Below are 25,477 nucleotides of genomic sequence, written 5' to 3' on the forward strand. Positions count from 1 at the left end.
AGAGAAACAGCTGGCCTTCCTCACCAAGGACGACGAGAACGACTTTGCCTCCAGCGTCACCATGGCGTTGAACCGGCATGCAAAGCGCAACATCATCGAAAGGCTGCCGGGCGGCCAAGGGGTCCTGAGTCACTGGAAGGTCCCCGTCGTAACGTCATAAACCCGGTTCGCTGTACGTGGCTCACAACCTCGTACAGCCATGGGAATCCAGGTCCACCGCACACTACTTCGCCAGCACGCGCATGCGCGCGGCCATCTGAAGAGGCTCATCCGCCGCCAGGCTCCGCATCCGGACATCCTCGCGCAGCAGCAACTCCTCGAGTCCCTCGCCCGCGTCATTGACCTTCAAGGCATGGACGAACACTGGGACCGCGAACACACCATCGAGCCGCGTCCAAAGAGGGAGTTCTTCCCCAAAGGCGCGTATAGGAGGGATGCCCTGAACATCATGCGCCGCGCGGAACGTCCGATGCGTGTGGCGGAAATTCTTGATGCGCTAGTCTTGTTTTGCCCCTTCTTTGCTGATGCCCCTCTAAATTCCAGCCAAGCCGTGTCCGGCAAGATTGGCAGCATGAGCGCCCCATCTTTTTAGGTTTTAGGCCCGAATGCTAAGCCAATGCTTCTTCGGCCGTGGCAAAGCTCTCGGTGAACATACGCCGAACGCTGTCGCCGGGTTGGCGCACGACGTTGGCCGCCGTGAAGAGTGCGCGCTGGCCGATGCAGGCCAGTACCCTGCCAACACCCCTGCGGCCGGCGCGCAGGTTGACCAAGAGGAACGCGACCTCGCTCCAGGCCGCTCCAACAGCGAGCGCAAAGAGACGGCTGACGAGCTATCGGAGCGGGTGAAATCAGACTGTAATCTGACTCCTCAGGCGGGGGTCTCGTCGGCGCGCATCAAGGCGTCTATCAGTGGACAGCTCACCCTTCGACGACTGGTTGAGCAGCTGGCCACTAGCCCTTGAAGCGCCTTCTCGAGCGCGCGCAAGGTTTGGATTCGCTCTCGGACATCCGCCAGCTTGCGCTCCCCCAGGAGCCGGGCGGATGGGCAGGCTTGGCCATCGTCCAGCGAGAGAAGGGCTTGGACGTCCTCCAGCGAAAAACCGAGGGCCTGCGCACGCTTAATGAAGCGCAGCCGGGTGAGGGAGCTCTCTGGGTACCGACCGATACTGCCGACCTCCCGCTTGGGGACAGCCAGCAACTCGCGGCGTTGGTAGTAGCGCACTGTCTCGACGTTCACCCCGGCGGCAGCAGCGAGCTGCCCAATTGTCATTGACTCCATGATGGACTTGACTCCGTACTCAGGTACGTACATAGACTACTCCAATGGACGAAGACAAACCAACTAATGCTCGACCGTGGAGCACCGGCGTCTCCCTGCTGGCAGGCGCCGCTGCAGCAGTGGGCGCCTCGGCCTGTTGCGCCGGGCCACTGGTGCTCGTGCTGCTCGGGATTGGAGGTGGTTTAGGCTCGCGCCTGGTGGCACTGGAGCGCTACCAGCCGTACTTCATCGCCGCCACGCTTGCCTTCCTGGGCTTCGCCTTCTATCGCCTATACGTTCAGCCCGCTAGATGCGCACCTGGAGATGCCTGTGCAATCCCGGCCACGCGCAAGCGGCAGAAAGCGATTTTCTGGGTCGTCTCCGTTTTAGCCGTCGGCCTGATGTCCAGCCCCCTTTACGCACCGCTGTTCTACTGAGTTCTCCAATGAAATCTTTGTTCACTCTTCTCGCGACGCTCACCCTTGCCGTTGGTGCCCACGCCGCTGGCGGACACAGCGCAACGCTTGCTGTCAGCAACATGGACTGTGCGACTTGCCCCATCACCGTCCGCAAGGCCCTGGAAAAGGTGCCCGGCGTCGAGACCGCCAAGGTCGACTTCAAGACGAAGCTGGCGGTGGTCTCGTTTGACCCGGCGAAGACCAAGCCCGAAGCCCTCACGAAGGCGACAGCGGACGCCGGCTACCCTTCGACCCTGAAGCAGGTGCAGTGACGTGGCGGCTGTTGTCCTAGAGTCGACTCTCACTTGCCCTGAATGCGGCCACGTGAAGGCCGAGACCATGCCGACCGATGCCTGCCAGTGGTTCTACGAGTGCGAGAACTGCAAGACGGTCCTGCGCCCGCTTGCAGGGGACTGCTGCGTGTTCTGCTCGTATGGGACTCAGAAATGTCCGCCCCTCCAGGCAGGGCCGGGGTCGTGCTGCGCTGCCTGACCTAGTCGAACTTCGCTGTCCTTGGCCACGGGTCACTGGCAGCCTCAACTTCCTTGAGGTAACGCCCTATGGCTCGCCAATACGACCTGGTAGTTGTTGGAGCAGGCACCGCCGCCATGACTGCAGCCTCGCGTGTGCGCTCGCAGGGCTGGTCCGTCGCAGTCGTCGACTTCCGGCCTTTCGGTGGCACCTGCGCCTTGAGGGGCTGCGACCCCAAGAAGATGCTCATTGCGGGAACCAGCGCGGTCGACCACGTAAACCGCATGCGGGGCAAGGGCGTCGCCGGGGACGTTCGCATTGAATGGTCGGAGCTGATGGCCTTCAAGCGGACGTTTACGGACCCGGTGCCCGAGCTGCAGGAGCACAACTACCAGGCAAAGGGAATTGACACGTTCCACGGTGAAGCAAGATTCACGGGGCGGCAGACGCTCGAGGTGAACGGGGAGGCCCTAGAAGCTCGCTACGTACTGCTCGCCACCGGCGCGGAGCCGGTCAAGCTGGGCATTCCTGGCGAAGAGCACCTGATGACGAACGAGGGGTTCTTGACCCTGGACACCTTGCCCGCACGCATCGTCTTCGTTGGTGGCGGCTACATTGCAGCCGAATTCGCCCACATCGCGGCACTGGCAGGTGCGAAGGTGACGGTGCTCCAGCACGCCAGCCACATGCTCACCGCCTTCGACAAAGACCTCGTGGGCTGGTTGATGGACAAATTCAAGTCCCTGGGCATTGATGTACAGACCGGAACGACCGTGGAAGGCATCGACAAGCTTGCCGGCGGATACCGGGTGCAGGCTTCGCGCGATGGGAAAAGGCAGAGTGTCGATGCGGACTTGGTCGTGCACGCGGCGGGCAGGAAGCCCGAATTTTCGCGATTGAATCTGGAGGCCGCCGGCGTGGAAGTAGAGGGTAGGCGCCTCAAACTGAACGAGTTTCTGCAGAGCGTCTCCAACTCCTCGGTGTACGCCGCCGGTGACGCCGCCCAAGTCGGACCGCCTCTCACGCCGGTCTCGAGTCATGACGCGCACGTGGTGGCCGCCAATCTCCTCAAGGGCAACAGTCGCCGGCCGGACTACCGCGGCGTCCCCAGCGTCGCCTTCACCGTGCCGCCCATCGCAGCGGTTGGACTATCCGAAGAACAGGCCCGCGTCCGAGGGCTCAAGTTTCGAGTCCAGAGCAGGCAGGCGAACACGTGGTTCACCTCGCGGCAGGCCGCAGAGCCGGTTTACGGCTTCAAGGTGCTCGTGGACGAGTCGACTGACTTGGTGCTGGGCGCCCACCTGGTCGGGCCGCACGTGGACGACGTCATCAACATCTTCGCCTTGGCCATTCGGCACGGACTGACAGCCGCAGCGCTCAAGCAGACCATGTTCGCCTACCCGACTGGCGCCTCTGACATCGGCTACATGCTCTGAGCGGCGGCCGACCGGCGGGCGGCCACCTTGTCGGGCGTGAGCGGGTGGTACCAGCGCCGCCGGGCTCCTGGGGCTGGCCCCTTGGGCGGTAATAAAGGCTAAAAAATGGGCTGCGCCCGACACCATGGGCATTTGCGCCGAGGCTTCGCCCTCAAGCAGCATGCCGGTAAGTCGTTGATTCATATAGGGGGTAACTTCCCCATAATGCCGTCATACGGAGGACTGCAGGGGTTCGTTAGGAAACGGAGCTGGGGCGGAACAAGCGGGAGGGCAAGATCTGCTCACTGCTGGCGGTCTCTACCCGGCATACCGCTCGAGAGCTGTGCCGTCCGGCGCTACATCTTCGCTCATTAGGTCACGGGACGAGTACGCAGGAGGCGAGACTGGCTCGCTTTGTGTGTTGCCGCGGAGCAGGAAACGCCGGGCGGCTGCCAGCGCCAGGAGCGCGGCGACCCCGGCCAGCCACAGGTACCGCGACCCGGTCGTGTTCCTCACGTGTTCGTTCCCTTCCAGCGCCGCAGGGTCAGTGCGTTAGTCACCACGCTCACGCTGCTGAAGGCCATTGCCGCACCAGCGAGCATGGGACTGAGAAAGCCGAATGCGGCGAGCGGAATCCCCACAACGTTGTAGATGAACGCCCAAAAGAGGTTCTGGCGAATCTTGCTGTAGGTGCGCCGCGAGATGTCGATCGCATCTGCGACCAACGCGGGGTTGCCGCGCATGAGGGTCACACCTGCCGCATGCATCGCCACTTCAGTGCCCGTCGCCATCGCGATGCCCACGTCGGCGGCGGCCAGGGCGGGAGCATCGTTGATGCCATCACCCACCATCGCTACGGTCCTTCCGTCCTGTTTCAGCTCGCCGATGATCCGCGCCTTGTCTTCGGGCAGAACTTCCGCCCTGATTTCATCGATGCCGAGTTCTCCCGCAACAGCCTGCGCACTGCCGCGGTTGTCGCCCGTCACCAGCACGGACGTGACACCTTGCGCATGCAGGCTGCAAATAGCGAGCGCTGCGGTCGCCTTGACCGTGTCCCCGAACGCCAGCATGCCCTGGAGGGTCGGTCCGTCGGTGACGTCTGCAAGCCAGGACACGGTCTTGCCGGCCGACTCGAGTTCACGGGCCCGTTGCGCCATGGGAGCGAGGTCCACGCCGAGCTCCTGCATCCAGCGGCCACTTCCCAGCCTGAGCTCGCGCCCTTCCACGAGCGCAGCCATTCCGCGACCTGCTGCGGCACGTACCTGAGAAGCTCCGGCTTTGGGGACGCCCTCCCGCGCAGCCGCATCGACGACCGCCCGCGCGAGCGGGTGTTCGCTGCCGCGCTGGATAGCGGCGGCAGCCGTCAGGAAGCCAGCACGGTCCCCCTCCAAGGCCTCGGCTGCGACAAGCTCAGGCCTGCCCTCGGTGAGGGTGCCGGTCTTGTCGAAGGCCACGGCTCGTACCTTGTGGGCTACCTCCAAGGCCTCCGCATCCTTGATCAGGATGCCATGCCGGGCGGCGACGCCCGTTCCGGCCATGATTGCGGTGGGCGTGGCGAGGCCAAGTGCGCAGGGGCATGCGATCACGAGCACGGCGACTGCGTTCAGGATCGCTGCTTCCCAGTTGCCAGTAGCAAGCCCCCACCCACCCACGGTAACCAGTGCGATGACGATCACGATGGGGACGAAGACCTCGCTGACCTTGTCCACGAGCCGCTGGATCGGGGCCTTTTTCGCCTGCGCCGACTCCACCAGTCGTACGATCCGTGCCAGCGTGGATTCGGTGCCCACTGCTGTGGTGCGAACCACGAGCAGCCCCTCTGCGTTCACAGAGCCGCCAGTCACCTTGTCGCCTTCGTATTTGGCGACGGGCAGGCTCTCCCCGGTGATCAGCGACTCATCCACCTGGCTGGCGCCCTCCACGACGATGCCATCGACCGGCATCCGTTCACCCGGTCGGACGACGACCAGATCTCCCTTGGCCACCTGGCTTGCGGGAACCTCCTGCTCCTGCCCGTTCCTGCGCACGCGCGCAGTCTCCGGCCGCAGCGCGTTGAGGGCGCGAATCGCCTCGGTGGTCTGCCGCTTGGCCCGGGTCTCAAGCCACTTTCCGAGTAGCACCAGCGTGATGATGATGGCCGACGCTTCGAAGTACAGGTGCTGCTCCGCATGGGCGCCGCCCCGGTACATCAGGTAGAGGCTCAGCCCGTAGGCGGCGCTGGTACCGATGGCGACAAGCAGGTCCATGTTGCCGGCCCGAGCTTTGATGGCCTTCCATGCGGAGCGGTAGAAGCGAGCACCCAGCCAGAACTGGACCGGCGTAGCCAGGATGAGCTGCCACCAGGCAGGCAGAGCCCAATCCAGACCGAACAGCCCACCGCCCATGGGAATCACCAGAGGCAGCGAGAGCAGGGCGGACACAGCGACTGGCCACCAATCGTTCACAGACCCGTGCGGCACCCGGACATCCTCTCCTGGCGCCAGTTGGGAGCGCGTCGTGTAGCCCGCCTTCTCCACAGCCGCGGCAAGTGCCGTGCGGTCAGCTCCGGGGGCCAGCTTCAGGTCGGCCCTCTCTGTGGCCAGGTTGACTTCGGCGGAGAGCACGCCAGGAACCTTCTTCAATGCCTTTTCGACGCGGGACACGCACGACGCGCACGTCATTCCCTCGATGCCGAGGCTGTAGGCCTCTTCCGTGACCGTGTAGCCGGCACGCTCGACAGCCGAGCGCAGCGTCTCGACGGGGACGCTGCGCTCGGCGCGGACGGTCGCAACCTCCGTCGCGAGGTTCACGGCGACTTCTTCGACGCCGGGAACGGCTGAGAGTGATTTCTCGACCCGAGCCACGCACGAGGCACAGGTCATCCCTTCGATCGGGAGGGTCCAGTCGACGATCGTGTCCGATTCAGGTGTGGCAAGCAAAGTTGTTTCCATGGCACTTCTCTCAACTCCACAATGGATTCCGTCGCACAGCGTCAACCTTCCCACGATGGTAAGGTCAAGCTCTTTCGGCATCACCACAGTTTGTAGGGTTGCGTGGGTGGGGCGCGAGACTAGACCTTGCCACAACGCAGTGTCTACTGGTGCTGCGCGACGCAAGTTCCGGAACCCGACCTACGCCAGTGGTTGCTCCCGCCTCGGCGATGCCCAACCTGGGATCCCCTACAATCGCGCCCGCCATGAAGCCCGGCCGCCGATTCCGCATCGTCACAGTGATCATCTCGCTGTGCATGCTGCTGTTCGCCCAGGGCGTGCTCGCTGGCTATTTCTGCCAGCAAGCCACGACCTCGGTCGATGCTTCAGCTGCCACTGCCACTGCCACTGCCGCTGCCGCTGACTGCACGGTCACGATGAGCGCGAGCGAAGCGCAGGACCGCGAGCTGTGCCACGCCCACTGCCAGTCGGGCTCGCAGGCGGCAGACAGCTACCAGCCAACCGCGCCTCAGGATGTGCGGGAGTTGTCTGATGCTTTGACGGTCCAGCTGGCTCCCGCAGAGCGACTTGAGCGGAGCGGGCCTCAGCCAAATCTTTTGCGGCGATCCTCGGCGCCTTCCATCGCCCTTCGGCACTGCTGCCTGCGAACCTGATCTCCTGGCGACCCTAGCTGCCGTGCACGGGCCCTTTGGCTCTGCCCGGCGTCCTTTTGGTCTCCGGAGGTCTCTCATGTTTTTGTTTTTTCGCGTCTTCGGCGCAGCTGCGCTCGCCTTGATGGTGGCGGGTCATGCTGGGGCACAGCAACTCAGCCTGCACGAGGCGCAGCAGATCGCCCTTTCGCGCTCGCAGATGCTTGCGGCGCACGATGCCGCTGCCGAGGCTACGCGCGAGATGGCGGTCGCCGCCGCCCAACTGCCCGACCCCGTGCTGCGAGCCGGGGTTGACAACCTGCCCCTCAGCGGCTCGGAGCGGTTCAGCCTCTCCAGGGACTTCATGACGATGCGTCGCATAGGGGTGATGCAGGAGTTCACGCGCGCCGACAAGCGCCACCTCAACGCCGAGCGCGTCCTGCGGGAAGGCGCACGCATTCAGGCCGAGCGGCTGATGTCCGTTTCGGACATCCAGCGGGAAACGGCTTTGGCGTGGATCGAACGCGGGTATACCGACCAGACGCTGGATCTGCTTCGGGCACAGCTGGATGAAGCCCAGTTGCAGGTGCAGGGGGCGGAGGTCGCGTTCCGGTCGGGGCGCGGCAATCAGGCGGACGTATTCACGGCACGAGCCGCCATCGTCGACCTGCGGGACAAGGTGCGCCGCGCCGAGCGCCTGCGCCAGAACGCGAACGTTTCGCTGGCCCGCTGGATCGGTCCTGAGGCTGCTGCCCGAGCCGCAGCGACGCCGGTGCTCGACTGGCGCGACGCCGTGGTCGAACAGGTTCTTTCGGCGGAGCAATGGCGAGGCCACCCCCGCCTGCGCCTGCTCGATGCGCAAGTGCAGGCCGCCCAGACCGAAGTTCGCCAGGCGCAGGCCAACACCCGTGCCGACTGGAGCGTGGAGCTCATGTACAGCCAGCGCGGCTCGCGTTATTCGGACATGGTCTCGGTCGGCGTATCCATCCCGCTCCAGCTTGACCGGGCAAATCGGCAGAACCGGGAGATTGCGGCCAAGCAGGCGCTGCTGCGCCAGGCCGAGGCCGCGTACGAAGAGGCCCTCAGGGCAGAGGAGGCCGTCGCGCGCCAGTGGCTCAACGAGTGGACGAACGGCAGGCTCCGCATCGAAAGGCTCACGAGCGACCTGCTGCCGCAAACGCGCAATCGCACCGAAGCCGCCCTCGCGACGTACCGCGCGGGCCGGGGCAGCCTGGAAGCCGTGCTGGGCGCCCGCCGCGACGAGCTGGATGCCCATATGCAAATCCTCTCGCTGGAAGCGGATGCCTCCCGGGTTTGGGCCCAGCTTCGATACCTCGCTCCCGACCCGACCCTGGCTTCGCGCTGAAGGACACGTCTGCATGAACAGCAAGCACTTCATCTTCACGGCAGCAATTGCCGTCGCGCTGGGCGCCGGTGGCTACGGCCTTTACTGGCTGGGCAAACGCGAGGGAGCCGCCCAGTCGGCCCCGCCGCAAGCGCCACCCGCCGAGCTGTCTCAGGCGGCACGACAGGCTGCCGGGCCGCCCACCCAGAGCCCTGCACCGCAAGCAGTCCCCCAGACGATCGCCGAAGGCGAGGAAGCCACCCGCCGCCACGTTGCGGCGGGAATCAAGGCCGGGGACGTGGACCCCGGCACCGGCCGCAAGGTCCTGTACTACCACGACCCGATGGTGCCGGGGAACAAGTTCGACAAGCCCGGCAAATCCCCTTTCATGGACATGATGCTGGTGCCGGTCTACGCCGATGGGGACACGGACCAGGGCAAGGTGACGGTGAGCTCGCGCATCCAGCAGAACCTGGGCATCCGCATCGCCCAAGTCACCGAAGGCATCGCCGCGGCGGAGGTGACCGCCGTCGGGAGCATCGCTTTCAACGAACGCGACCAGGCGGTGGTCCAGTCCCGCGCTGCAGGCTTCGTCGAGCGACTTTACGTCCGAGCCACACTCGACCGCGTCGCCAAGGGGCAGAAGCTGGCGGAGCTGTACGTCCCCGACTGGGTGGCCGTCCAGGAGGAGTTCCTCGCGGTGCGCCGGATGCAAGGGACAGATCTCGCCGGGCTGCTGGACGGCGCCCGCGCGAGGATGCGCCAGGCGGGAATGAGCGAGGAGCAGATTCGCCGGGTCGATGAGACGGGCCGCCCGGACGCGCGGATTGCGGTGACTGCTCCGATCAGCGGCCTGGTGACAGAAATCGGTCTGCGTGAAGGCATGGCCGTCATGGCGGGCACCACCCTGTTCAGGATCAACGGCTTCGGCTCCGTGTGGGCGAACGCCGAGGTGCCGGAGAGCCAGGCCGCGTTGGTGCGGCCCGGCACGCGCGTGGTCGCTCAGACCCCGGCTGCACCGGGCTCGAATTTCGAAGGCCGGGTGCAGACGTTGCTGCCCAGCGTGGACGCGGCCACGCGCACGATCAGGGCACGCGTGGAGTTGCCGAACCCGCGGGGGCAGCTGGTTCCCGGCATGTTCGTGTCCATGAAGTTCTCGGATCCGCGCCGGGAAAAGGCCGTGCTCGTGCCGAGTGAAGCGCTCATCTACACCGGCAAGCGCACTGTCGCCATCGTTGCGGAGGAGAGCGGGAAGTTCAGGCCGGTGGAGGTCCAGGCCGGCCTCGAGTCGGGCAACCAGACAGAGGTGCTGCGGGGCCTGCAGCCCGGCCAGCGGGTGGTGGTCTCCGCGCAGTTCCTCATCGACTCCGAGGCCAGCCTCAAGGGCGTGGAAGCCCGGCTGAACGAGCCGACCGAAGCCGTTTCGAACGCCGCTGCTGCGCAGCAGACGTACCGGTCTCAAGCGACGATCGAAGAGTTGAGCCAGGACACCGTCACGCTGGCGCATGGCCCGATCGCAGAGCTGAAGTGGGGGTCGATGACGATGGAGTTCAAGTTGCCTCCTCGCGACAAGCGCCCGCCCGGCTTGAAAGTGGGTGACCCCGTGGCGTTCGAGTTCTACATGGAAAAGGAAGGGCCACCGCAGGTGACCAGCCTGACGATGCTGAAGAAGGCCGCAGCGTCTACGGCTGGTGACACCACGGCTCCGCGAGCGACCCAGCGAGGCAACTGATGATCGCAGGCGTTATCCGCTGGTCCATCCAGAATCGCTTCCTGGTCTTGCTGGCCACCTTGTTCCTGGCTGCATGGGGCTTGTTCGCCGTGGCCAAGACTCCGTTGGACGCGTTGCCCGACCTGTCGGATGTGCAGGTGATCATCCGCACCACCTACCCGGGGCAGGCGCCGCAGATCGTCGAAAACCAGATCACCTATCCCCTGACGACCACGATGATGTCCGTGCCCGGCGCCAAGACGGTGCGGGGGTACTCCTTCTTCGGCGACTCGTTCGTGTATGTGCTGTTCGAGGACGGCACGGACCTCTACTGGGCCCGCTCCCGGGTGCTGGAGTACCTGAACCAGGTGCAGGCGAGGCTGCCAGCGCAGGCCACGGCATCCCTGGGGCCGGATGCGACGGGCGTCGGCTGGATTTATCAGTACGCGCTGGTCGACCGCGCGGGCAAGCACGACATCGGACAGCTGAGAGCCCTGCAGGACTGGTTCCTCAAGTTCGAACTCAAGACAGTTCCCAACGTGGCGGAGGTGGCCTCGATCGGCGGCATGGTTCGCCAGTACCAGATCGTGCTGGATCCGGACAAGCTCGCCGCCTACTCCATTCCACACACGAAGGTGGTGGAGGCTCTGCAAAGGTCAAACCAGGAAACCGGGGGCTCGGTTCTGGAATTGGGCGAGGCGGAGTACATGGTCCGGGCATCGGGCTATCTGCAGTCGCTCGACGACTTTCGCCAGATTCCGCTCACCACGACGCCGGGCGGTGTTTCCGTCAGGTTGGGCGACGTCTCGCGCGTGCAGCTCGGCCCGGAGATGCGCCGAGGCATCGGCGAGCTTGATGGAGAGGGTGAGGCGCCTGGCGGCATCATCGTCATGCGGTCCGGCAAGAACGCCCTGGAAACCATTGCCGCCGTGAAGGCGAAGCTTGCCTCCCTGCGTGGCAGCCTGCCCGAAGGGGTGGAGATCGTGCCGGTCTACGACCGTTCCGGCCTGATCGAACGCGCAGTGGATAACCTCAGCTTTAAGCTGCTGGAGGAATTCCTCGTCGTAGCGCTGGTTTGCTTCATCTTCCTGTTCCACATGCGTTCGGCGCTGGTGGCCATCGTCTCGCTGCCTTTGGGCATCCTGGCTGCCTTCACCGTCATGTACTACCAGGGGGTGAACGCCAACATCATGTCCCTGGGCGGGATCGCCATCGCGATCGGTGCGATGGTGGATGCCGCCGTGGTGATGATCGAGAACGCGCACAAGCACCTCGAGCAGTGGAATCACGAGCATCCCGGGAAATCGCTGGAAGGTGAGGCGCGCTGGCGCGTAATCGGCAACTCCGCCGCCGAAGTGGGGCCGGCGCTGTTCTTCTCCTTGCTGATCATCACCTTGTCCTTCATCCCGGTGTTCACACTGGAGGCGCAGGAGGGGCGCTTGTTCTCGCCGCTGGCGTTCACGAAAACCTATGCCATGGCCGCTGCAGCCGGCCTGTCGGTGACCGTCATTCCGGTGCTGATGGGTTACCTAATTCGGGGGCGCATACCGGCAGAAAGCTCCAACCCTCTGAACCGGGCATTGATTGCCGCCTACCAGCCGCTGCTGAACGCGGTCCTCAAGGCTCCCCGTCTGACGCTACTTGTCGCGCTCATGATCTTGGCTACGAGCATTTGGCCGCTGCGGCACATCGGCAGCGAGTTCATGCCGCGCCTGGACGAAGGCGACTTGCTGTACATGCCCACGGCCTTGCCTGGCTTGTCCGCAGCCAAGGCCGGTGAGTTGCTCCAGCAGACGGACCGTCTGATCAAAACCATTCCGGAAGTAGCGAGCGTCTATGGCAAGGCGGGCCGGGCCGAAACGGCGACTGATCCGGCGCCGCTCGAAATGTTCGAGACCACCATCCAGTTCAAGCCCCGCGACCAGTGGCGGCCCGGCATGACCACGGACAAGCTGATCGAGGAGTTGGACCGGACTGTGCGCGTGCCGGGCCTGGCGAACATCTGGGTGCCGCCGATTCGCAACCGCATCGACATGCTGGCAACCGGGATCAAGAGCGCCGTGGGCGTGAAGGTGGCCGGACCGGACCTGGCAGCAATCGACCGCACGACGGCCGAAATCGAACGCGTGCTCAAGGACGTGCCCGGGGTGACCAGCGCGCTGGCCGAGCGGCTGACTGGTGGCCGTTACATCGACGTGAACATACGGCGCGATGCGGCGTCCCGCTTTGGTCTCAACGTCGCGGACGTGCAGTCCGTGGTTAGCTCGGCGATTGGTGGGGAGAACGTCGGAGAAACGATCGAGGGTCTGCAACGGTTTCCGATCAACATCCGCTATCCGAGGGAAACACGCGATTCCGTTCAGAAACTGCGGACGCTCCCTGTCGTGACGCCGACCGGTCAACGCGTGCTACTCGGCGACGTGGCCGAAGTCCGGGTCGCGGACGGACCACCGATGCTGCGCAGCGAAAACGCGCGCCTGTCCGGCTGGGTCTACGTGGACATTCGAGATCGCGACCTGCGCTCGGCCGTGCTGGACATGCAAAAGGCCGTGGCGGACCAGGTCAAGCTGCAGCCCGGCTACTCCATCTCGTGGTCTGGACAGTTCGAATTTCTCGAACGTGCCACCGCCAAGCTGAAGGTTGCCGTGCCGTTCACGCTCCTGATCATCTTCGTGCTGCTCTATCTCACCTTCAAGAGCTTCAGCGAGGCCCTGCTGATCATGGCGACGCTCCCCTTCGCGCTGGTGGGTGGGATCTGGCTCCTGTACCTGCTGGGCTACAACCTGTCGGTCGCCGGCGCCGTCGGCTTCATCGCACTGGCAGGAGTGGCCGCCGAGTTCGGCGTGATCATGCTGCTGTACCTGAAGCAGGCCTGGCAGGAGCGCCTGGACGCGGGCACCGATGACGAACGCAGCCTGCTCGAGGCCATCCGCGAAGGAGCCGTGCTGCGCGTGCGCCCCAAGGCCATGACGGTGGCCGTCATCCTCGGAGGCCTGTTTCCGATCATGTGGGGCAGCGGCACGGGCTCGGAGGTGATGCAGCGCATCGCCGCTCCGATGGTCGGCGGAATGATCACAGCACCACTGCTGTCGATGTTCGTCGTTCCAGCAGCCTATCTGTTGATGCGAAGGCCACGGCCCCGCGCCAGGGCAAGAGTCGATGAAGGTGCCGTGCCAAGCATCGGTCCCCAGACGGCCCCTACCTGAGCGACAGGGATCGTTCCCATGTTCCTGCCGAAACCAGTCCCATGATGAATTTGCCGCGCCCTCGCTTCATCACCAGAACCGGCACGGCGATCGCGCTCGCCTTGCTTCTCGCCGCATGCGGCGAGCCGCGTGGCACGCCTGCCGCCGGATACCACGCGGTAGATATCCGCGCGGTCGACTGGGGACGCGACTTTCGGATGACCGACCACGCAGGCCAAGCGCGAAGTCTGCGCGACTTCAAGGGCAAGGTCGTGATGATGTTCTTCGGGTTTACGCAGTGCCCGGATATATGCCCTTCCACCATGGCCGACATGGCGCAAGCCCTGAACCGGCTTGGTGGATCGGCCGACGAGGTGCAGGGACTGTTCGTGACGGTGGATCCGGTGCGAGACACGCCCGAGGTGCTTGCCAGGTACGTCACGGGGTTCCACCCGAGCTTTCTCGGCTTACGCGCCGATGAGCAAACGACACAGGCGCTCGCCGACGAGTTCAAGGCGTTCTACGCAGCTCGACGGCCGGCGCCTGCACCGGATGGCGACTCACATCGGCATGAAGACGCTGCGCCGTACATGGTCGACCACACCCGCGCAGTGTATGTCTTCGATCGCAAGGGGAAGCTCACGCTGCTGATCACGAGCGGCCGCACGGTGGTCGAAATAGCGGCGGACCTGAATCGGCTGCTGCGGGAATGATGGTTTTGAGAACTCGCGGTCATTCAGGCTCGAATTTGGTGTTGCGAAGGAGTCAGGTCATGAGGGACGATAGGCGGCGCGTCTTGCGGCAGGCGGGATCGGCAGTAGTGGCGCTGACACTGGTGCGACCCGCGCTGGCTGGTGGGGCCGACAGGGATCCCGATGTGGACGTCCACATCGAGCTTCGAGCGGCTCGGGACCAGGTGGCGGTCCGCCCGGGACGCCCGACCGAGGTGTGGCGCTACCATGGGAAGCTCCTCAAGGGGGAGGCTGGGTGCTTGCAGCCCTCCGACAGCTATCTCGGCCCGGTGATCCGCCTGCGGCGTGGGCAGCGCGTACGAATCGAGCTGATCAACGAACTGCCCGAGCCGACCATCATCCATTGGCATGGGCTTCATGTGCCGGATGACATGGATGGTCATCCGCGCCATGCCATTGGCCCTGGCCAGCGCTATGTGTATGCCTTTCACGTCCTCAACCGGGCGGGGACGTACTGGTACCACGCGCATCCACACGGGCGCACCGGTCATCAGGTCTACCACGGGCTGGCAGGCTTGCTGCTCGTATCCGACGAGGAAGAAGCCGCGCTGCGGCTGCCTCGTGGCGATCAGGACATGCCGCTCGTGATCCAGGACCGGACGTTCGACGATGACAACCAGCTCGTTTATCCGGCGGCCGGCAACGGGATGGGGACCGGCATGATGAGCCGGCGAGGGGGCGGACGTGGGATGGGGTCGATGATGGCCAGCATGATGGGCGTGCTGGGTGACCGAATCCTCGTCAACGGAAGGCAGGTTCAGGCTCTGGACGTTGACCGGCGGGCTTGCCGGCTGCGACTGCTCAATGGCTCGAACACCCGCACCTACAAGCTGGCCTGGAACGACGGCTCTCCCCTGACCGTCATCGGTACCGATGGGGGGCTTCTCGCCGCACCTGCGCACCGCAAGTTCGTTGTGCTCGGCCCAGCGGAGCGAGCAGACATCTGGACGGACTTCGCGAGCTGGAAAGAGGGCGAGAGTCCTTCGCTGCAAAGTCTCCCGTTCGAGGGGGGCATGACGATGGGGGGCGGCCCATTGCCCGACGGATCGCAATTCCCGGTCCTGCAGTTTCGGATCGTGGGCTCGGGGCCTGTGGAGTCGGCGCGGCTGCCGGACCGACTGGCGGAGCTGCCCCCCGTGCAGGCTTCCGTGGCAATCAATGCCGAGCATCCGAAGGTCTTCGACCTCACCATGGGCATGATGGTCTGGGGGATCAACGGCCGGCCGTTCGAGATGCTCCAGGCCACAGCGCAGGAGACCGTGAAGTTGGGAACGCACGAGGTGTGGGAGTTTCGAAACGAAGGCCGCAATTCCATGATGGGGATGGTCATGGCGCACTCGATGCACATCCACGGCCTGCAATTCCGGGTGATCGGACGCGAGATCGCCGACCGCTTTGCCGCGGCCTACCGGACGGTCCAGCCCGGCCTCATGGACGAAGGCTGGAAAGACACGGTGCTTGTCATGCCCGGTGAGCGGGTGCGGGTGCTGGTGGGCTTCGAAGACTATCCCGGCCTGTTCCTGTACCACTGTCACATGCTGGAGCACGAGGATTCGGGGCTTATGCGCAACTACCTCGTCAAGGCCTGAGGTGGCGCCCTTGCATTCCATTGTCAGGGACCGATTCATCCGGGCGGTTCTGATGTTTCTTCTCGGGCTCGCAGCGGGACTGGTGCGCGCAGAGGTGCCGCAGCAGCAGCTCGGCGCAGGCGCCCAGTCGAGAGTTCCCGCGGCAGCGTCGACCTTCCAGGCGATCCGCAGCTGGCTGCCCGGCGGCTCGGAGCCCGAGCTGCTGGAGCCCGAGGCCGCGTTCCAGATGGAGGTGCGGGTGCAGGGCCCCGAGACGGTCGTGGCCACATTGACGCCCGCGCCAAATTACTACCTGTACAAGGATCGCATCAGCTTCAAGGTCGTGGCCCCTGATGCCGTTCAACTGGCCGGCGTAACGCTTCCAGCAGGCAAGCCCAAGGCCGATCCCACGTTTGGCACGGTGGAGGTGTTCCAGAACCGTGTCGATGCCGTCCTCGCACTGACCCGATCCGCGGCCGGGGAGCAGAGGCTCCAGTTGCAAGCCAGCTACCAGGGCTGCAACGAGCCCACGGGGGTGTGTTATCCCCCGATCGAGAAGTCGGTCACCATCATGCTGCCGGCGGCCCATGCGACTGCCTCTCCAGCTGCACTCGCGCCAGCCGCCCCGCCCCGGTGGTCTTTGAACCTGGACGATAGGCAAGTGCGCGAGATCTTCTCGAATGCCAACACCTGGGGGCTGCTGGCGGCCTTCTTTGGATTCGGACTGCTGCTGGCGTTCACGCCGTGCATGCTGCCGATGGTTCCGATTCTTTCCGGAATCGTCATGGGGAGCGGGCAGCCGACCGGCCGCGGCCATGCGCTTGTGTTGTCCTGCGCCTATGTACTTGGAATGGCCTTGGCCTATGCCGCCGCCGGGGTGATGGCGGGGTTGGCGGGCACGCTGGTGTCCGCCTATCTGCAGAACCCGTGGGTGCTCGGGTTCTTCGCCGCCACGTTCGTGCTGCTGGCACTGTCGATGTTCGGGCTGTACGATTTGCAGATACCCGGGTGGTTGCAGACGCGGCTCGCTGTGGCCGGGAACCGGCTTCGGGGCGGCCGGATCGCGGGCGTGTTCGCCATGGGAGCCCTGTCGGCCGTCATTATGGGCCCCTGCGTGGCGGCCCCCCTGGCGGGCGCGCTGCTCTACATTGCGCAGACCCGGGATGTGGTGCTGGGTGGCACAGCGCTTTTTTCGATGGCGGTCGGTATGGGCGTCCCGCTGCTGCTGGTGGCGGCCAGTGCCGGCACGCTACTGCCCAAGGCCGGAGCGTGGATGGGTGCGATCAAGCGCATCTCCGGCATCCTCATGCTGGCTGTCGCCATATACGTGCTCACACCCGTTGTGCCCGTGTCGGTTCAGCACCTGCTCTGGGCGGCACTGCTTGTGATTTCAGCCGTCTACTTACGCGCGGTGGACTCGCTGCCGCCGAGCGCCCCAGGACACTGGCGCCTTTTCAAAGGCGTAGGCTTGCTGGCTCTCGTCACCGGCGTGGCGCTGATGCTGGGTGCGCTTTCCGGCAGCCGGGACATCCTGCAGCCTCTGTCGGCCCTCCGCGTTGGGGCAGTGCCGGCGCCCGGTGCGGGCCTGCGGGAGCTTGCGTTCATTCCGGTAACCACTGTCGCCGAACTGGATGAACAGGTCGGCGCCGCGCGTGGCCGCCCGGTGATGCTCGACTTCTGGGCCGAGTGGTGCGTGTCCTGCCTCGAAATGGACCGTTTCACGTTCAGCGATCCGAGTGTCCGGGCGCACCTGAACGGTTTTGTCCTCATTCGTGCGGACGTGACGGCCAACACCGGCGCGCACCGAGAGTTGCTGCGTCGGTTTTCCTTATTCGGGCCGCCCGGAATTATTTTCTTCGACGAGCAGGGGCGCGTGACGCCAACGCGCGTGATCGGCTTCCAGAACCCGGAGCAGTTCCTCGCCAGCCTGCAGCGGATCAGTCTTTAATAGTCGGATGGAACGCGGCGCCGATTTGCCGCCTGGAGAACCAGATCACAAGAAGCGGAATGACGATCCATTGCAAAAAGGGTGCGAGTCCGATGCCGAGAACTGGTACTCGGGGCATCTCATCCGAGTACGTCCATCGAACGAACCACGTGCCAGACAGCGCCAGGGTTTCAATGACAGCAGTCACTGCCAGCCCCAGTGCGACAAAGGCCAGGAGCCGCATAGCAGTGGGCTGCAGGAGCCAGTAGCGTCCAGACCGCACGGCTACGACCGAGTAAGCCGCGAGCATGATGACCGCGTCTCCGAAGGTCGCCTGGGTGCAGACTTTGATGCCTTGCCAGTGCTGGGCGCCAGGCATGCCTTCATACAAGGGAACTTGCATGAACTCCCACGGCCAGTTCAGCAGCAGGGCGAACAGCGCGATGTTGAACTCGGGCCAGTACGTGACTCCATTCCTTGTCCCGAGCGCCTGGCGTGCGGGCTTAGCGGTGCGCGAAGCGTCTGTCACAGGGTACTCCATCAACTCAGCGGCTCGCGCGGGGGTTCACCGCACGGACGTGGCCTGCTCCGCCCAGGTCGGGGGCCGGAGCATCGAACCCGAGGCGACCCGCCGGCAGCCACACCTTAACTGCAGTGCCCGAGCCCGGCGTCAGAGCTTTGCCGCCATTGCCGTGGGATCTTGCCCGGCCCGGCACGACAGAAGGGAAGCATGATGAAGAATCGAACTTTCTCGGCGTCGCGTCGTCCAACCCAGCAACATGGCTCGTCTGCTTCGCATTGCATTGCTATCCCTGCTGCTGGCCGGGCTGTCGGTCCAGGGCGCTTGGGCTGATGTGTTTGCGTGTTCCGGCGAGCAGCAGGTGCAGCACCTTAGCCAGCCTGAGGCTGCAGGCGTGGTCCATGTGACCAGCCACGCTCACCAGCAGTACTCCGCAATGCAGGACTGCGGCACTCTTGCGAGTGCCGGCTGTACTGCCATGGCCTTGCTGCCTTTCCTGTCGGACTCGCTTTGCCTTGGCGCGTCTGCGGGAGTTGTCGTCGCACCCGGTGCCTCCGCCGCTGTGTTCCTGACCGGCGGCCCGGACAGGCCGCCTCGAGCTATTTCGGCCTGAGCCGCGCCGGCAGCGTTTCAGCTGTACGGCCCGCCTCCCCCTTTTCTTCCCCTCTTTGTTTGCCGAAGCAGCGCGAGCTCGAATCGTGCGCGCGGTACCAGTAGAAATTGGAGCTATAGATGAAGTGCAACCTGAAAGTGATGCTGTCGGTGGCAGCGGTGATGGCCGCAGCGGCCGGGTTTGCGTACCTCACGTTCGAGGAGGCGCGGATCGGGATCGTCGCCAGCCTTCCCGTGTTGGCCGCGCTGTTGTGTCCGGTTTCGATGCTCGTGATGATGAAAATGATGCATTCCGGTTCGAAGGAGAGCCAGTGCGCGGCCAAGTCCGAAAGCGCAACGCCACCGGCAGCTGAGCCGGTCCAACTCGCGAAGGAGTCCAAATGAAGCGCAAGATCTTCCACGCAGTAGCGCTCGCGGTCGCCGTGGCGCCGATGGCTTGGTGGAGCGTCAGCGCGGCGGCCAGTCTGTCGCTCACCCACGTGCACGGGCTGACCTACAGCGCGGACGGCTCCAAGCTGATGGTGCCCAGCCATCACGGCTTGGCCGTCTTCAGTTCGGGGCAGTGGAGCAAAGCGTCGGGGCCGGAACATGACTACATGGGTTTTGCCGGTACCAGGAGCGCGCTCTATAGCTCGGGGCACCCTGCGCCGGGTTCAGGGTTGAAGAATCCTTTCGGGCTCATCAAGAGCACGGATGGTGGAACAAGCTGGAAGCAGCTGGGTTTGGAAGGAGAGTCCGACTTCCACACGATGGCCGCCAGCCACGGCACCAACGCCGTCTACGTGGTCAATCCGCAGCCCAACTCGCGCATGCGTACGGCAGGCATCTACTTCACGATGAACGACGGTCTCAAGTGGGAGCGCGCCGAGGCGAGGGGACTCGGTGGACGACCGCTCGCGCTGGCGGTGCATCCCACTGACGCTTCCACAGTGGCCGCAGCGACCGACCAGGGGCTTTACCTGTCCAAGGATGCGGGTGCGAGCTTCGAGCCTCTTATAGCCGGCCAGCGCGCGCTGGCCGCCGCGTTCACGCTGGACGGCAAAGAGCTCTGGTGGAGCGGCTTCGAAGGTCGGCCGACGCTTACTGCGCTGCCCCTGCGGGACGGAAGTAAGCCGCGCCGGGTCGTTCTCCCTGCGATGGGCGAAGACGCGGTGAGCTACATCGCCCAGAACCCCGCGCGCTCGCAAGAGATGGCGGTTGCTACCTTCAAGAAGAGCGTGTTCGTCAGCGCAGACGGGGGCGGGACCTGGACTCGCATCGCGAACGAGGGTGACGCTGCTGCCGCCACGGCTGTTTCTCGAAAGAAGGACTGAGGCATGAGCACGATTTCGAAAGTAGCCGTTGGCGTGCTGGCGGCAATCGGCGCAGTCTCTCTGCTCGCGGTTGCCGGCATGGCCGGAATGCATCTCACCATGATGGGCGGCTGGACCTGCTGACGCGCGCCGAAGGGGGAAGAGGTTTTCCTCTTCCCGGAGAACACAGCTGGTGTACTGGGAACGAACGTCAGCGGTCCACCGCTGATCGGTATTCGTCCGGCCATTCGCGTGAAAGGCACTGGCCCCCCATCGGAGCCCGAGTGCGCGGGTCTGGCCTCGCGAGCTGCTGCGGTGGTCTGTGTGACGCCAGGTGGCTAACCGCCCAGCCGAAAGACATGCGCGCTGGCCCCGAGACAGCCCTCGCCCGCGTGGTGCGCGTGTTCATTGCGGCGCAGCCGGACCATGCCTTTTTGAGCCAGCAGGGCAAAGGTCCGCGGCGGAGAAAGGGCGTTTTTTCAGAGCATGATGCAACGCCAGTCGGGCCGTGCTGGGGGGCTGCGCGGCAAATCGTTTTGTGATGCTTCGTGTCAAACGCCGGGGCTGCATGGCCGATAGACAAAAATGGTCAGAGCGCTGCATTACTCGGCGGAACGCCTGCGCGGGCACCACCATAGGAACGTACTTCAACATGTCACGGGTTCAAAACGTTCGTCACGCGCCACGCCGCTTGGCGCTTCAGCAGCCGCGCTGCTGGTTGTGCGGGTGCACGCTATCGAAGAAACGGCGCTGCTCTGGATGCGGGGCTGCTTCTAACCAACACGAGCCTGGCCCGCAATGTGCAAGTGCGTCTGAATGTTCCTGCAGGCCCCGCTGGCGCCGCGCAGGTTGATGGAGGCTGACCCGATGGATGGATTTCATAGATCGGAGCGCTTGGCGCTGGCGAAGCTTTCGCGTCGCACCTTTGTCCAGGGATTGGCTGCGTCGGCTGCGTCCGCACTGCCGGTCATGGCTGCGGGGCAGCACCTGGCGCGGGCTGGGGCTCCTCAGGTGCTTAGCGGAACCGAGTTCGACCTTCGGATAGGCGCAACACCAGTAAACATCACAGGCAAGGCCCGGGTTGCAACCACGGTGAACGACTCACTGCCAGCACCGCTGCTTCGCTGGAAGGAGGGCAGCACGGTGACTCTGAGAGTCACTAATACCTTGCCTGTGGTGAGCTCGATTCACTGGCACGGGTTGATTGTTCCCGCCCACATGGATGGCGTCCCCGGCCTAAGTTTCAACGGAATTGCTCCGGGAGAGACCTTCGTGTACCAGTTCCCTGTGCAGCAGAGTGGCACGTATTGGTATCACAGCCACAGCGCCTTTCAGGAGCAGTCCGGTCTGTACGGATCGATTGTGATTGATCCCATCGGCGCAGACCCGGTGCAGGCGGACAGCGACCACGTCCTCGTGCTCTCCGACTGGACAGACGAAGAGCCTGAGCGCATCTTCGAGAAGCTCAAGGCAATGAGCGACTATTACAACGACCAAGTGCCTACAGCGATCGATTTCCTGCGGGACATCGCCTCAATGGGATTTTCGGGTGCGTGGGACCGCAGGAGGCACTGGCTGCAGATGCGCATGAACCCTACCGATCTCGCCGACGTCAGTGCACCAACGTATACCTATCTCGTCAACGGGCTGCCCCCGGCAGCGAATTACATCGTGCCCGCCAGAGCAGGGGAGCGGCTGCGCCTGAGAGTCATCAATGCGGGGGCTTCGATGACCTTTGACGTGCGAGTACCTGGATTGAACCTGACCGTCGTTTCCGCTGACGGTCAGCCGGTGCACCCGGTCACTGTCGAAGAGTTCCGAATTGCGCCTGCCGAAACATACGATGTGATCGTCACCCCTCAAGCCGACCGTGCGTACACCTTCTTCGCCCAAGGCATTGACCGCATGGGGTACGCACGCGCAACACTCGCGCCTCGCGCTGGTATGACAGCCCCCGTGCCACCGCTCGATCCGCCTACCTGGCTCGCAATGGAAGACATGGGAATGGGCGAGGCACATGGCGGAGGGCATGGCGGGGGAATGACGACCATGCCTGCAGTTACGGTGGCGGCGCCGCAACCTGGCGCATCGAGCGGCTCAGCCTCAGCCCCTGCCAGCGGCCAAGGCCACGGGAACACCTCAGCCAGCGATCCTCACGCCGAGCACGTGCCGTCTTCGTCAGGCAAAGCCGCGGAAGCGTCCGATCCACACGCGGCCCACGCACTCCCTCCCAGTCCACCCGTCGATCACGGTGGTCACACGAGCCCGCAAGTTCAAGGGGCAGATTTCAGCAGCGCCTACAGCGGAGCCGGACTTGACACCGGACCGGCTGTAGAAAGCCGAGCCATGTCGCCAGGACCGGTGATCCACGACCCTGGTCCGCGCCTGCGGGGAAATGGCCGCCGCGTGCTCGTCTACTCCGACTTGCGCACGTTAGGCGGTGCGATCGATCCGAGGCCGCCTACCCGCGACATTGTGCTGAGGCTCACCGGCAACATGGGCCGCTTCATCTGGGGCTTCGATGGGAAGAAGTACTCCGAATCGGACCCGATACATGTGGCACTAGGTGAACGTGTCAGATTCGTCCTCATTAACGACACAATGATGAGTCATCCCATTCACGTCCACGGGATGTGGAGCGAAGTTGAGACAGTTGACAGGAAGTTTCTGGTGCGCAAACACACGGTGAACGTGCATCCTGGAAAGTACATCACGTTCCTGTCTACGGCTGATGTTCCGGGCCAGTGGGCCTTCCACTGCCACCAGCTGTACCACATGGAAGCCGGCATGTTCAGGAAGGTGGTGGTCCAATGAGGAACTCGTTTGAGCCTTTTAAGTTCGGCAGGGTCCTGGGTTCCTGCGCTCTCCTGACCTTTGGGGTTCCGGGTTGGGGTCAGCACCAGGGCCACGGTGCCCACCCGCCGCCGGTTCAGGCCACCCCGGCTCAAGCGCCTGCGGCAGCACCCGTTATTCAACCTGACAGAGACGCCAGTCCTACGCCCCTGCGTACCCCGCTGTCGACGCCGGCGGCGCCGGTACCCGCGCGGAGAGAAGTTCCGAGGATCCCTCGGCCGCCTGAGGTTACGTCCGGGCCGACCTCCATGCCCGTGTCGGACAACATGATCTTCCACCAAGTGCTGATCGATCAGCTTGAGTACACACACTCCGATGAAGGTGGCGGGTTGGCGTGGGACGTCCAGGCGTGGGTTGGTCGCGATTACAACCGCCTATTTTTTAAATCTGAGGGCGAGCGTCGCGGCGGGCAGATCGAGGAAGGGCGAATCGAGCTTTTATGGTCGCGACCCGTTGAGGCCTTCTGGGATGCGCAGGTAGGCTTGCGCAGGGACTTCGGCCATGGCCCAAAGCGAAATTGGCTCGCTGTAGGCGTGCAAGGCATTGCCCCGTACCTGTTTGATATTGAGGCCACGGCATACCTCGGCACCGGAGGTCGGACGGCCCTGCGGTTATCGGCTGAATACGAGGTCCCAATCACTCAGAGGACGTTTCTTACTCCAGAGGTGGAGGCTAACCTTCACGGCAAGTCAGATCGGGAGCGCGGCGTCGGTTCCGGCCTGTCGGACGTTAGCTTCGGCCTGCGCCTGCGGCACGAATTTCGCCGTGAGTTTGCGCCCTACGTCGGCGTCGTTTGGACGCGGAGCCTGGGCCGTACGGCTGACTTTGTACGGGCGGAGGGTGCACCTGTGAGCGAACGCCAGATTGTTGCTGGGGTCCGTTTTTGGTTTTGAAGTTAACGCCCGGGTTTAGTCGCGACTGACGCGCCCGAAGTCCGCCAGCGCAGCGACGATGATTTCCTCCGAAGCTTCACCAGCACGCGGCAAGAACTGCTGGCGCAAGAAGGTCTAGAAGTCCTGCATCGAACGCTCGAGAATGGCGCCTGAAGCAGCAATACTCGCGTCGCTCGACTCCGCCGCGCGCCGACTGAGTTGCTGGAGATACTCCAGCGCAAGCGGCAAGCTCGTGGTCTCGGTGCTTTCAACGAAGTAGTAGCTCTCGGCATTCTGGCCGAGGTCGACCCGCACCTGTGCCAGCTGCGCGGCGAGCTCCTGCAAAACCGCGGCGACGCTGGGATTGCCTGTCTCTATAAGTGCTTCGAGGCCGCCACTGCTTCGCAGAAGTGATGTGCGCAGTGCAAGTGTGCGGCGCCTCGCAAGCGCTGGGTAGAGTTGAGTGAGCCAAGAAACGGAGGCCGTGAACAGCACGAAGCCAGTGAGCGCCTGCAGAGGCGACAGCAGCCGAAGCGCGGGAGCAGTTGCGACGACGTCTCCGTACCCCAGTGTGGCGAGAGTAACGAGCGACACGTACAGCGCTTCGGCAAAATCACTGTAGCGGCCCGGTGCAATGCCGGGCGAGTACATGAAGCCGCCGGGGACGGCGGGAAGATACAAAAAGGGCCCAGCCAAGCGCCTGAAATAATGTCCAGAGAGCGATGACCAGCACGATTCCAACTGGGCCCACCATCTGGCCAGGCCGGCCCTGCACCCGTCGCGAAAGGAGCCACAGGGCATTCAGGACGTGCGTGCTGAATCGCCCACTACCGCTTGGGTGAAAGAGGGTGTGGAATACATCGTTCAAGCCGATGACGACGATCGCGGCGCCGAGCAGGGTGCTTATCCAGTCCATGGTCTGTAGTCAACAAAAAGCGCCGGTCCGCTGAGCGCCGCCCACTGTGCGGTTGCTTGCCGGAAAAGTTCGGATCACCAGCACCAGAAGGTTGGAGCTGTGGAGTCTCCCAGGTGATGGCGCAGTGGGTCGGGGCGGAGGCCAAGCAAGAAGCAGAGCCGTTTTGGGCATTAGCCTCCCTTCGCCCTCCGGAGCGGGCAGTGATCCGTGCTCGCGTTGGACGCCCGGTCCTCCAGCAGCACATTAAGTTTCCTGTACCAAACGAGTTTTTCGTCGAACTGCATTCGCACCAATCCGCTGGGCGAGGGCAGGACGAAGTCCAGCGAGTGCGGGAAAAGGTTGTTGTGCTGCAAGCCCCACTCGGCTTGCGATCGGCCCGAGCCAGCCAGGTACACGCCCTTTCCTGTGTAAGCCACCACCGTGACAGCGCACTCCCGGACGATGCCGTGCAGGCGCGGCAGTCCTGCGCGCAACTCACCGCGAGACAGCTCCGCAGCAGTACCGGTGGGGCGCGACACCAGGTTGGTCGATCCGAGTCCGTAATCGACCATGCGGTGATCCTCGGATGGAGCCAGCAAGCACGGTGTTAACCCGGCCGCCGCAAGCAGCCGCCAGAACTGGTTTCCCGGCCCCGCGTAGTGGTGCCCCGTTTGCCCTGAGCGCAGACCGGGGTTGAAGCCGACGAAAAGCACCTTCAGTCCTACCCCCAGAATGTCAGGCATGCTTGCGCCTTTGGCCTCGGCCGGCCATCGTGCTCGCGATT

The 25,477-nt window shown here is 64.2% G+C and carries 21 protein-coding genes; 16 read left to right on the forward strand and 5 right to left on the reverse strand.

What is annotated here, in order from left to right:
- Window positions 1-199: 199 nt before the first annotated feature.
- Window positions 200-592, forward strand: coding sequence for a hypothetical protein (locus WG922_RS21695; RefSeq protein ID WP_340285130.1), 393 nt, complete (start codon window positions 200-202; stop codon window positions 590-592).
- Between the two features lie 276 nt (window positions 593-868).
- On the opposite strand, the gene WG922_RS21700 is transcribed toward WG922_RS21695, so the two are convergent.
- Window positions 869-1,312 (reverse strand): MerR family transcriptional regulator, encoded by a 444-nt coding sequence (locus tag WG922_RS21700; protein ID WP_340285131.1) that lies wholly within the window; start codon window positions 1,310-1,312, stop codon window positions 869-871.
- An 11-nt stretch (window positions 1,313-1,323) separates the two neighbouring features.
- Between WG922_RS21700 and WG922_RS21705 the strand changes: the two genes are divergently transcribed.
- The 4 genes from WG922_RS21705 (at window position 1,324) to WG922_RS21720 (ending at window position 3,623) form a co-directional block, all read left to right on the forward strand.
- Window positions 1,324-1,695: a mercuric transporter MerT family protein gene (locus tag WG922_RS21705; protein WP_340285132.1), complete on the forward strand. Its 372-nt coding sequence runs from the start codon at window positions 1,324-1,326 to the stop codon at window positions 1,693-1,695.
- An 8-nt stretch (window positions 1,696-1,703) separates the two neighbouring features.
- Complete coding sequence (gene merP, locus WG922_RS21710) at window positions 1,704-1,988, forward strand: mercury resistance system periplasmic binding protein MerP (protein ID WP_340285134.1); 285 nt, start codon at window positions 1,704-1,706, stop codon at window positions 1,986-1,988.
- Window position 1,989: 1 nt separating this feature from the next.
- Window positions 1,990-2,208, forward strand: a complete 219-nt coding sequence (locus WG922_RS21715) for a GDCCVxC domain-containing (seleno)protein (RefSeq protein ID WP_340285135.1) — start codon at window positions 1,990-1,992, stop codon at window positions 2,206-2,208.
- A 68-nt stretch (window positions 2,209-2,276) separates the two neighbouring features.
- Window positions 2,277-3,623 (forward strand): dihydrolipoyl dehydrogenase family protein, encoded by a 1,347-nt coding sequence (locus WG922_RS21720; protein WP_340285136.1) that lies wholly within the window; start codon window positions 2,277-2,279, stop codon window positions 3,621-3,623.
- A gap of 491 nt (window positions 3,624-4,114) precedes the next feature.
- Here WG922_RS21720 and WG922_RS21725 read toward each other — a convergent pair whose 3' ends face one another.
- Window positions 4,115-6,532 (reverse strand): heavy metal translocating P-type ATPase, encoded by a 2,418-nt coding sequence (locus tag WG922_RS21725; protein ID WP_340285138.1) that lies wholly within the window; start codon window positions 6,530-6,532, stop codon window positions 4,115-4,117.
- Window positions 6,533-6,777: 245 nt separating this feature from the next.
- Between WG922_RS21725 and WG922_RS21730 the strand changes: the two genes are divergently transcribed.
- The 7 genes from WG922_RS21730 to dsbD all read left to right on the forward strand — a co-directional run bounded on the left by WG922_RS21730 (window position 6,778) and on the right by dsbD (window position 17,670).
- On the forward strand, window positions 6,778-7,185 hold the full coding sequence (locus tag WG922_RS21730; RefSeq protein WP_340285139.1) for a hypothetical protein: 408 nt from the start codon (window positions 6,778-6,780) through the stop codon (window positions 7,183-7,185).
- Between the two features lie 76 nt (window positions 7,186-7,261).
- Window positions 7,262-8,527: a TolC family protein gene (locus tag WG922_RS21735; RefSeq protein WP_340285140.1), complete on the forward strand. Its 1,266-nt coding sequence runs from the start codon at window positions 7,262-7,264 to the stop codon at window positions 8,525-8,527.
- A gap of 13 nt (window positions 8,528-8,540) precedes the next feature.
- Window positions 8,541-10,238, forward strand: coding sequence for an efflux RND transporter periplasmic adaptor subunit (locus WG922_RS21740; RefSeq protein ID WP_340285141.1), 1,698 nt, complete (start codon window positions 8,541-8,543; stop codon window positions 10,236-10,238).
- Window positions 10,238-13,423, forward strand: coding sequence for an efflux RND transporter permease subunit (locus WG922_RS21745; protein WP_340285142.1), 3,186 nt, complete (start codon window positions 10,238-10,240; stop codon window positions 13,421-13,423). The genes WG922_RS21740 and WG922_RS21745 overlap by 1 nt, the downstream gene beginning before the upstream one ends.
- Window positions 13,424-13,467: 44 nt before the next feature.
- Window positions 13,468-14,115: an SCO family protein gene (locus WG922_RS21750; RefSeq protein ID WP_340285143.1), complete on the forward strand. Its 648-nt coding sequence runs from the start codon at window positions 13,468-13,470 to the stop codon at window positions 14,113-14,115.
- Between the two features lie 164 nt (window positions 14,116-14,279).
- Window positions 14,280-15,743, forward strand: coding sequence for a multicopper oxidase family protein (locus WG922_RS21755; RefSeq protein WP_340285144.1), 1,464 nt, complete (start codon window positions 14,280-14,282; stop codon window positions 15,741-15,743).
- A gap of 10 nt (window positions 15,744-15,753) precedes the next feature.
- Window positions 15,754-17,670, forward strand: a complete 1,917-nt coding sequence (gene dsbD / locus WG922_RS21760) for a protein-disulfide reductase DsbD (protein ID WP_340285145.1) — start codon at window positions 15,754-15,756, stop codon at window positions 17,668-17,670.
- Here the strand turns inward: dsbD and WG922_RS21765 are convergent.
- Window positions 17,660-18,178, reverse strand: coding sequence for a hypothetical protein (locus WG922_RS21765; RefSeq protein WP_340285146.1), 519 nt, complete (start codon window positions 18,176-18,178; stop codon window positions 17,660-17,662). The genes dsbD and WG922_RS21765 overlap by 11 nt on opposite strands.
- A gap of 723 nt (window positions 18,179-18,901) precedes the next feature.
- Between WG922_RS21765 and WG922_RS21770 the strand changes: the two genes are divergently transcribed.
- The 4 genes from WG922_RS21770 to WG922_RS21785 all read left to right on the forward strand — a co-directional run bounded on the left by WG922_RS21770 (window position 18,902) and on the right by WG922_RS21785 (window position 23,819).
- Window positions 18,902-19,165, forward strand: coding sequence for a DUF2933 domain-containing protein (locus WG922_RS21770; RefSeq protein ID WP_340285147.1), 264 nt, complete (start codon window positions 18,902-18,904; stop codon window positions 19,163-19,165).
- Window positions 19,162-20,094: a F510_1955 family glycosylhydrolase gene (locus tag WG922_RS21775; RefSeq protein ID WP_340285148.1), complete on the forward strand. Its 933-nt coding sequence runs from the start codon at window positions 19,162-19,164 to the stop codon at window positions 20,092-20,094. The genes WG922_RS21770 and WG922_RS21775 overlap by 4 nt, the downstream gene beginning before the upstream one ends.
- A gap of 795 nt (window positions 20,095-20,889) precedes the next feature.
- Window positions 20,890-22,887, forward strand: a complete 1,998-nt coding sequence (locus WG922_RS21780; RefSeq protein WP_340285149.1) for a copper resistance system multicopper oxidase — start codon at window positions 20,890-20,892, stop codon at window positions 22,885-22,887.
- A gap of 305 nt (window positions 22,888-23,192) precedes the next feature.
- On the forward strand, window positions 23,193-23,819 hold the full coding sequence (locus WG922_RS21785) for a copper resistance protein B (protein WP_340285150.1): 627 nt from the start codon (window positions 23,193-23,195) through the stop codon (window positions 23,817-23,819).
- A gap of 114 nt (window positions 23,820-23,933) precedes the next feature.
- Here WG922_RS21785 and WG922_RS21790 read toward each other — a convergent pair whose 3' ends face one another.
- Window positions 23,934-24,449 (reverse strand): potassium channel family protein, encoded by a 516-nt coding sequence (locus tag WG922_RS21790; protein ID WP_340285151.1) that lies wholly within the window; start codon window positions 24,447-24,449, stop codon window positions 23,934-23,936.
- Window positions 24,450-24,884: 435 nt separating this feature from the next.
- Window positions 24,885-25,477 (reverse strand): mismatch-specific DNA-glycosylase (locus WG922_RS21795; protein ID WP_340285152.1); only part of this gene is annotated, 593 nt, incomplete at its 5' end.

This window comes from Ramlibacter sp. AN1015 (genome assembly GCF_037726105.1).
Lineage (GTDB): Bacteria > Pseudomonadota > Gammaproteobacteria > Burkholderiales > Burkholderiaceae_C > Ramlibacter.

Coding starts and splice junctions, on each gene's coding strand:
- WG922_RS21785 (WP_340285150.1), top strand. CDS start 23,193: ATGATCTTCCACCAAGTGCTGATCGATCAGCTTGAGTACACACACTCC.
- WG922_RS21790 (WP_340285151.1), bottom strand. CDS start 24,449: ATGTACTCGCCCGGCATTGCACCGGGCCGCTACAGTGATTTTGCCGAA.
- WG922_RS21700 (WP_340285131.1), bottom strand. CDS start 1,312: ATGTACGTACCTGAGTACGGAGTCAAGTCCATCATGGAGTCAATGACA.
- WG922_RS21780 (WP_340285149.1), top strand. CDS start 20,890: ATGTTCCTGCAGGCCCCGCTGGCGCCGCGCAGGTTGATGGAGGCTGAC.
- WG922_RS21750 (WP_340285143.1), top strand. CDS start 13,468: ATGAATTTGCCGCGCCCTCGCTTCATCACCAGAACCGGCACGGCGATC.
- WG922_RS21695 (WP_340285130.1), top strand. CDS start 200: ATGGGAATCCAGGTCCACCGCACACTACTTCGCCAGCACGCGCATGCG.
- WG922_RS21720 (WP_340285136.1), top strand. CDS start 2,277: ATGGCTCGCCAATACGACCTGGTAGTTGTTGGAGCAGGCACCGCCGCC.
- merP (WP_340285134.1), top strand. CDS start 1,704: ATGAAATCTTTGTTCACTCTTCTCGCGACGCTCACCCTTGCCGTTGGT.
- WG922_RS21740 (WP_340285141.1), top strand. CDS start 8,541: ATGAACAGCAAGCACTTCATCTTCACGGCAGCAATTGCCGTCGCGCTG.
- WG922_RS21775 (WP_340285148.1), top strand. CDS start 19,162: ATGAAGCGCAAGATCTTCCACGCAGTAGCGCTCGCGGTCGCCGTGGCG.
- WG922_RS21735 (WP_340285140.1), top strand. CDS start 7,262: ATGTTTTTGTTTTTTCGCGTCTTCGGCGCAGCTGCGCTCGCCTTGATG.
- WG922_RS21770 (WP_340285147.1), top strand. CDS start 18,902: ATGAAGTGCAACCTGAAAGTGATGCTGTCGGTGGCAGCGGTGATGGCC.
- WG922_RS21730 (WP_340285139.1), top strand. CDS start 6,778: ATGAAGCCCGGCCGCCGATTCCGCATCGTCACAGTGATCATCTCGCTG.
- WG922_RS21725 (WP_340285138.1), bottom strand. CDS start 6,532: ATGGAAACAACTTTGCTTGCCACACCTGAATCGGACACGATCGTCGAC.
- WG922_RS21705 (WP_340285132.1), top strand. CDS start 1,324: ATGGACGAAGACAAACCAACTAATGCTCGACCGTGGAGCACCGGCGTC.
- WG922_RS21745 (WP_340285142.1), top strand. CDS start 10,238: ATGATCGCAGGCGTTATCCGCTGGTCCATCCAGAATCGCTTCCTGGTC.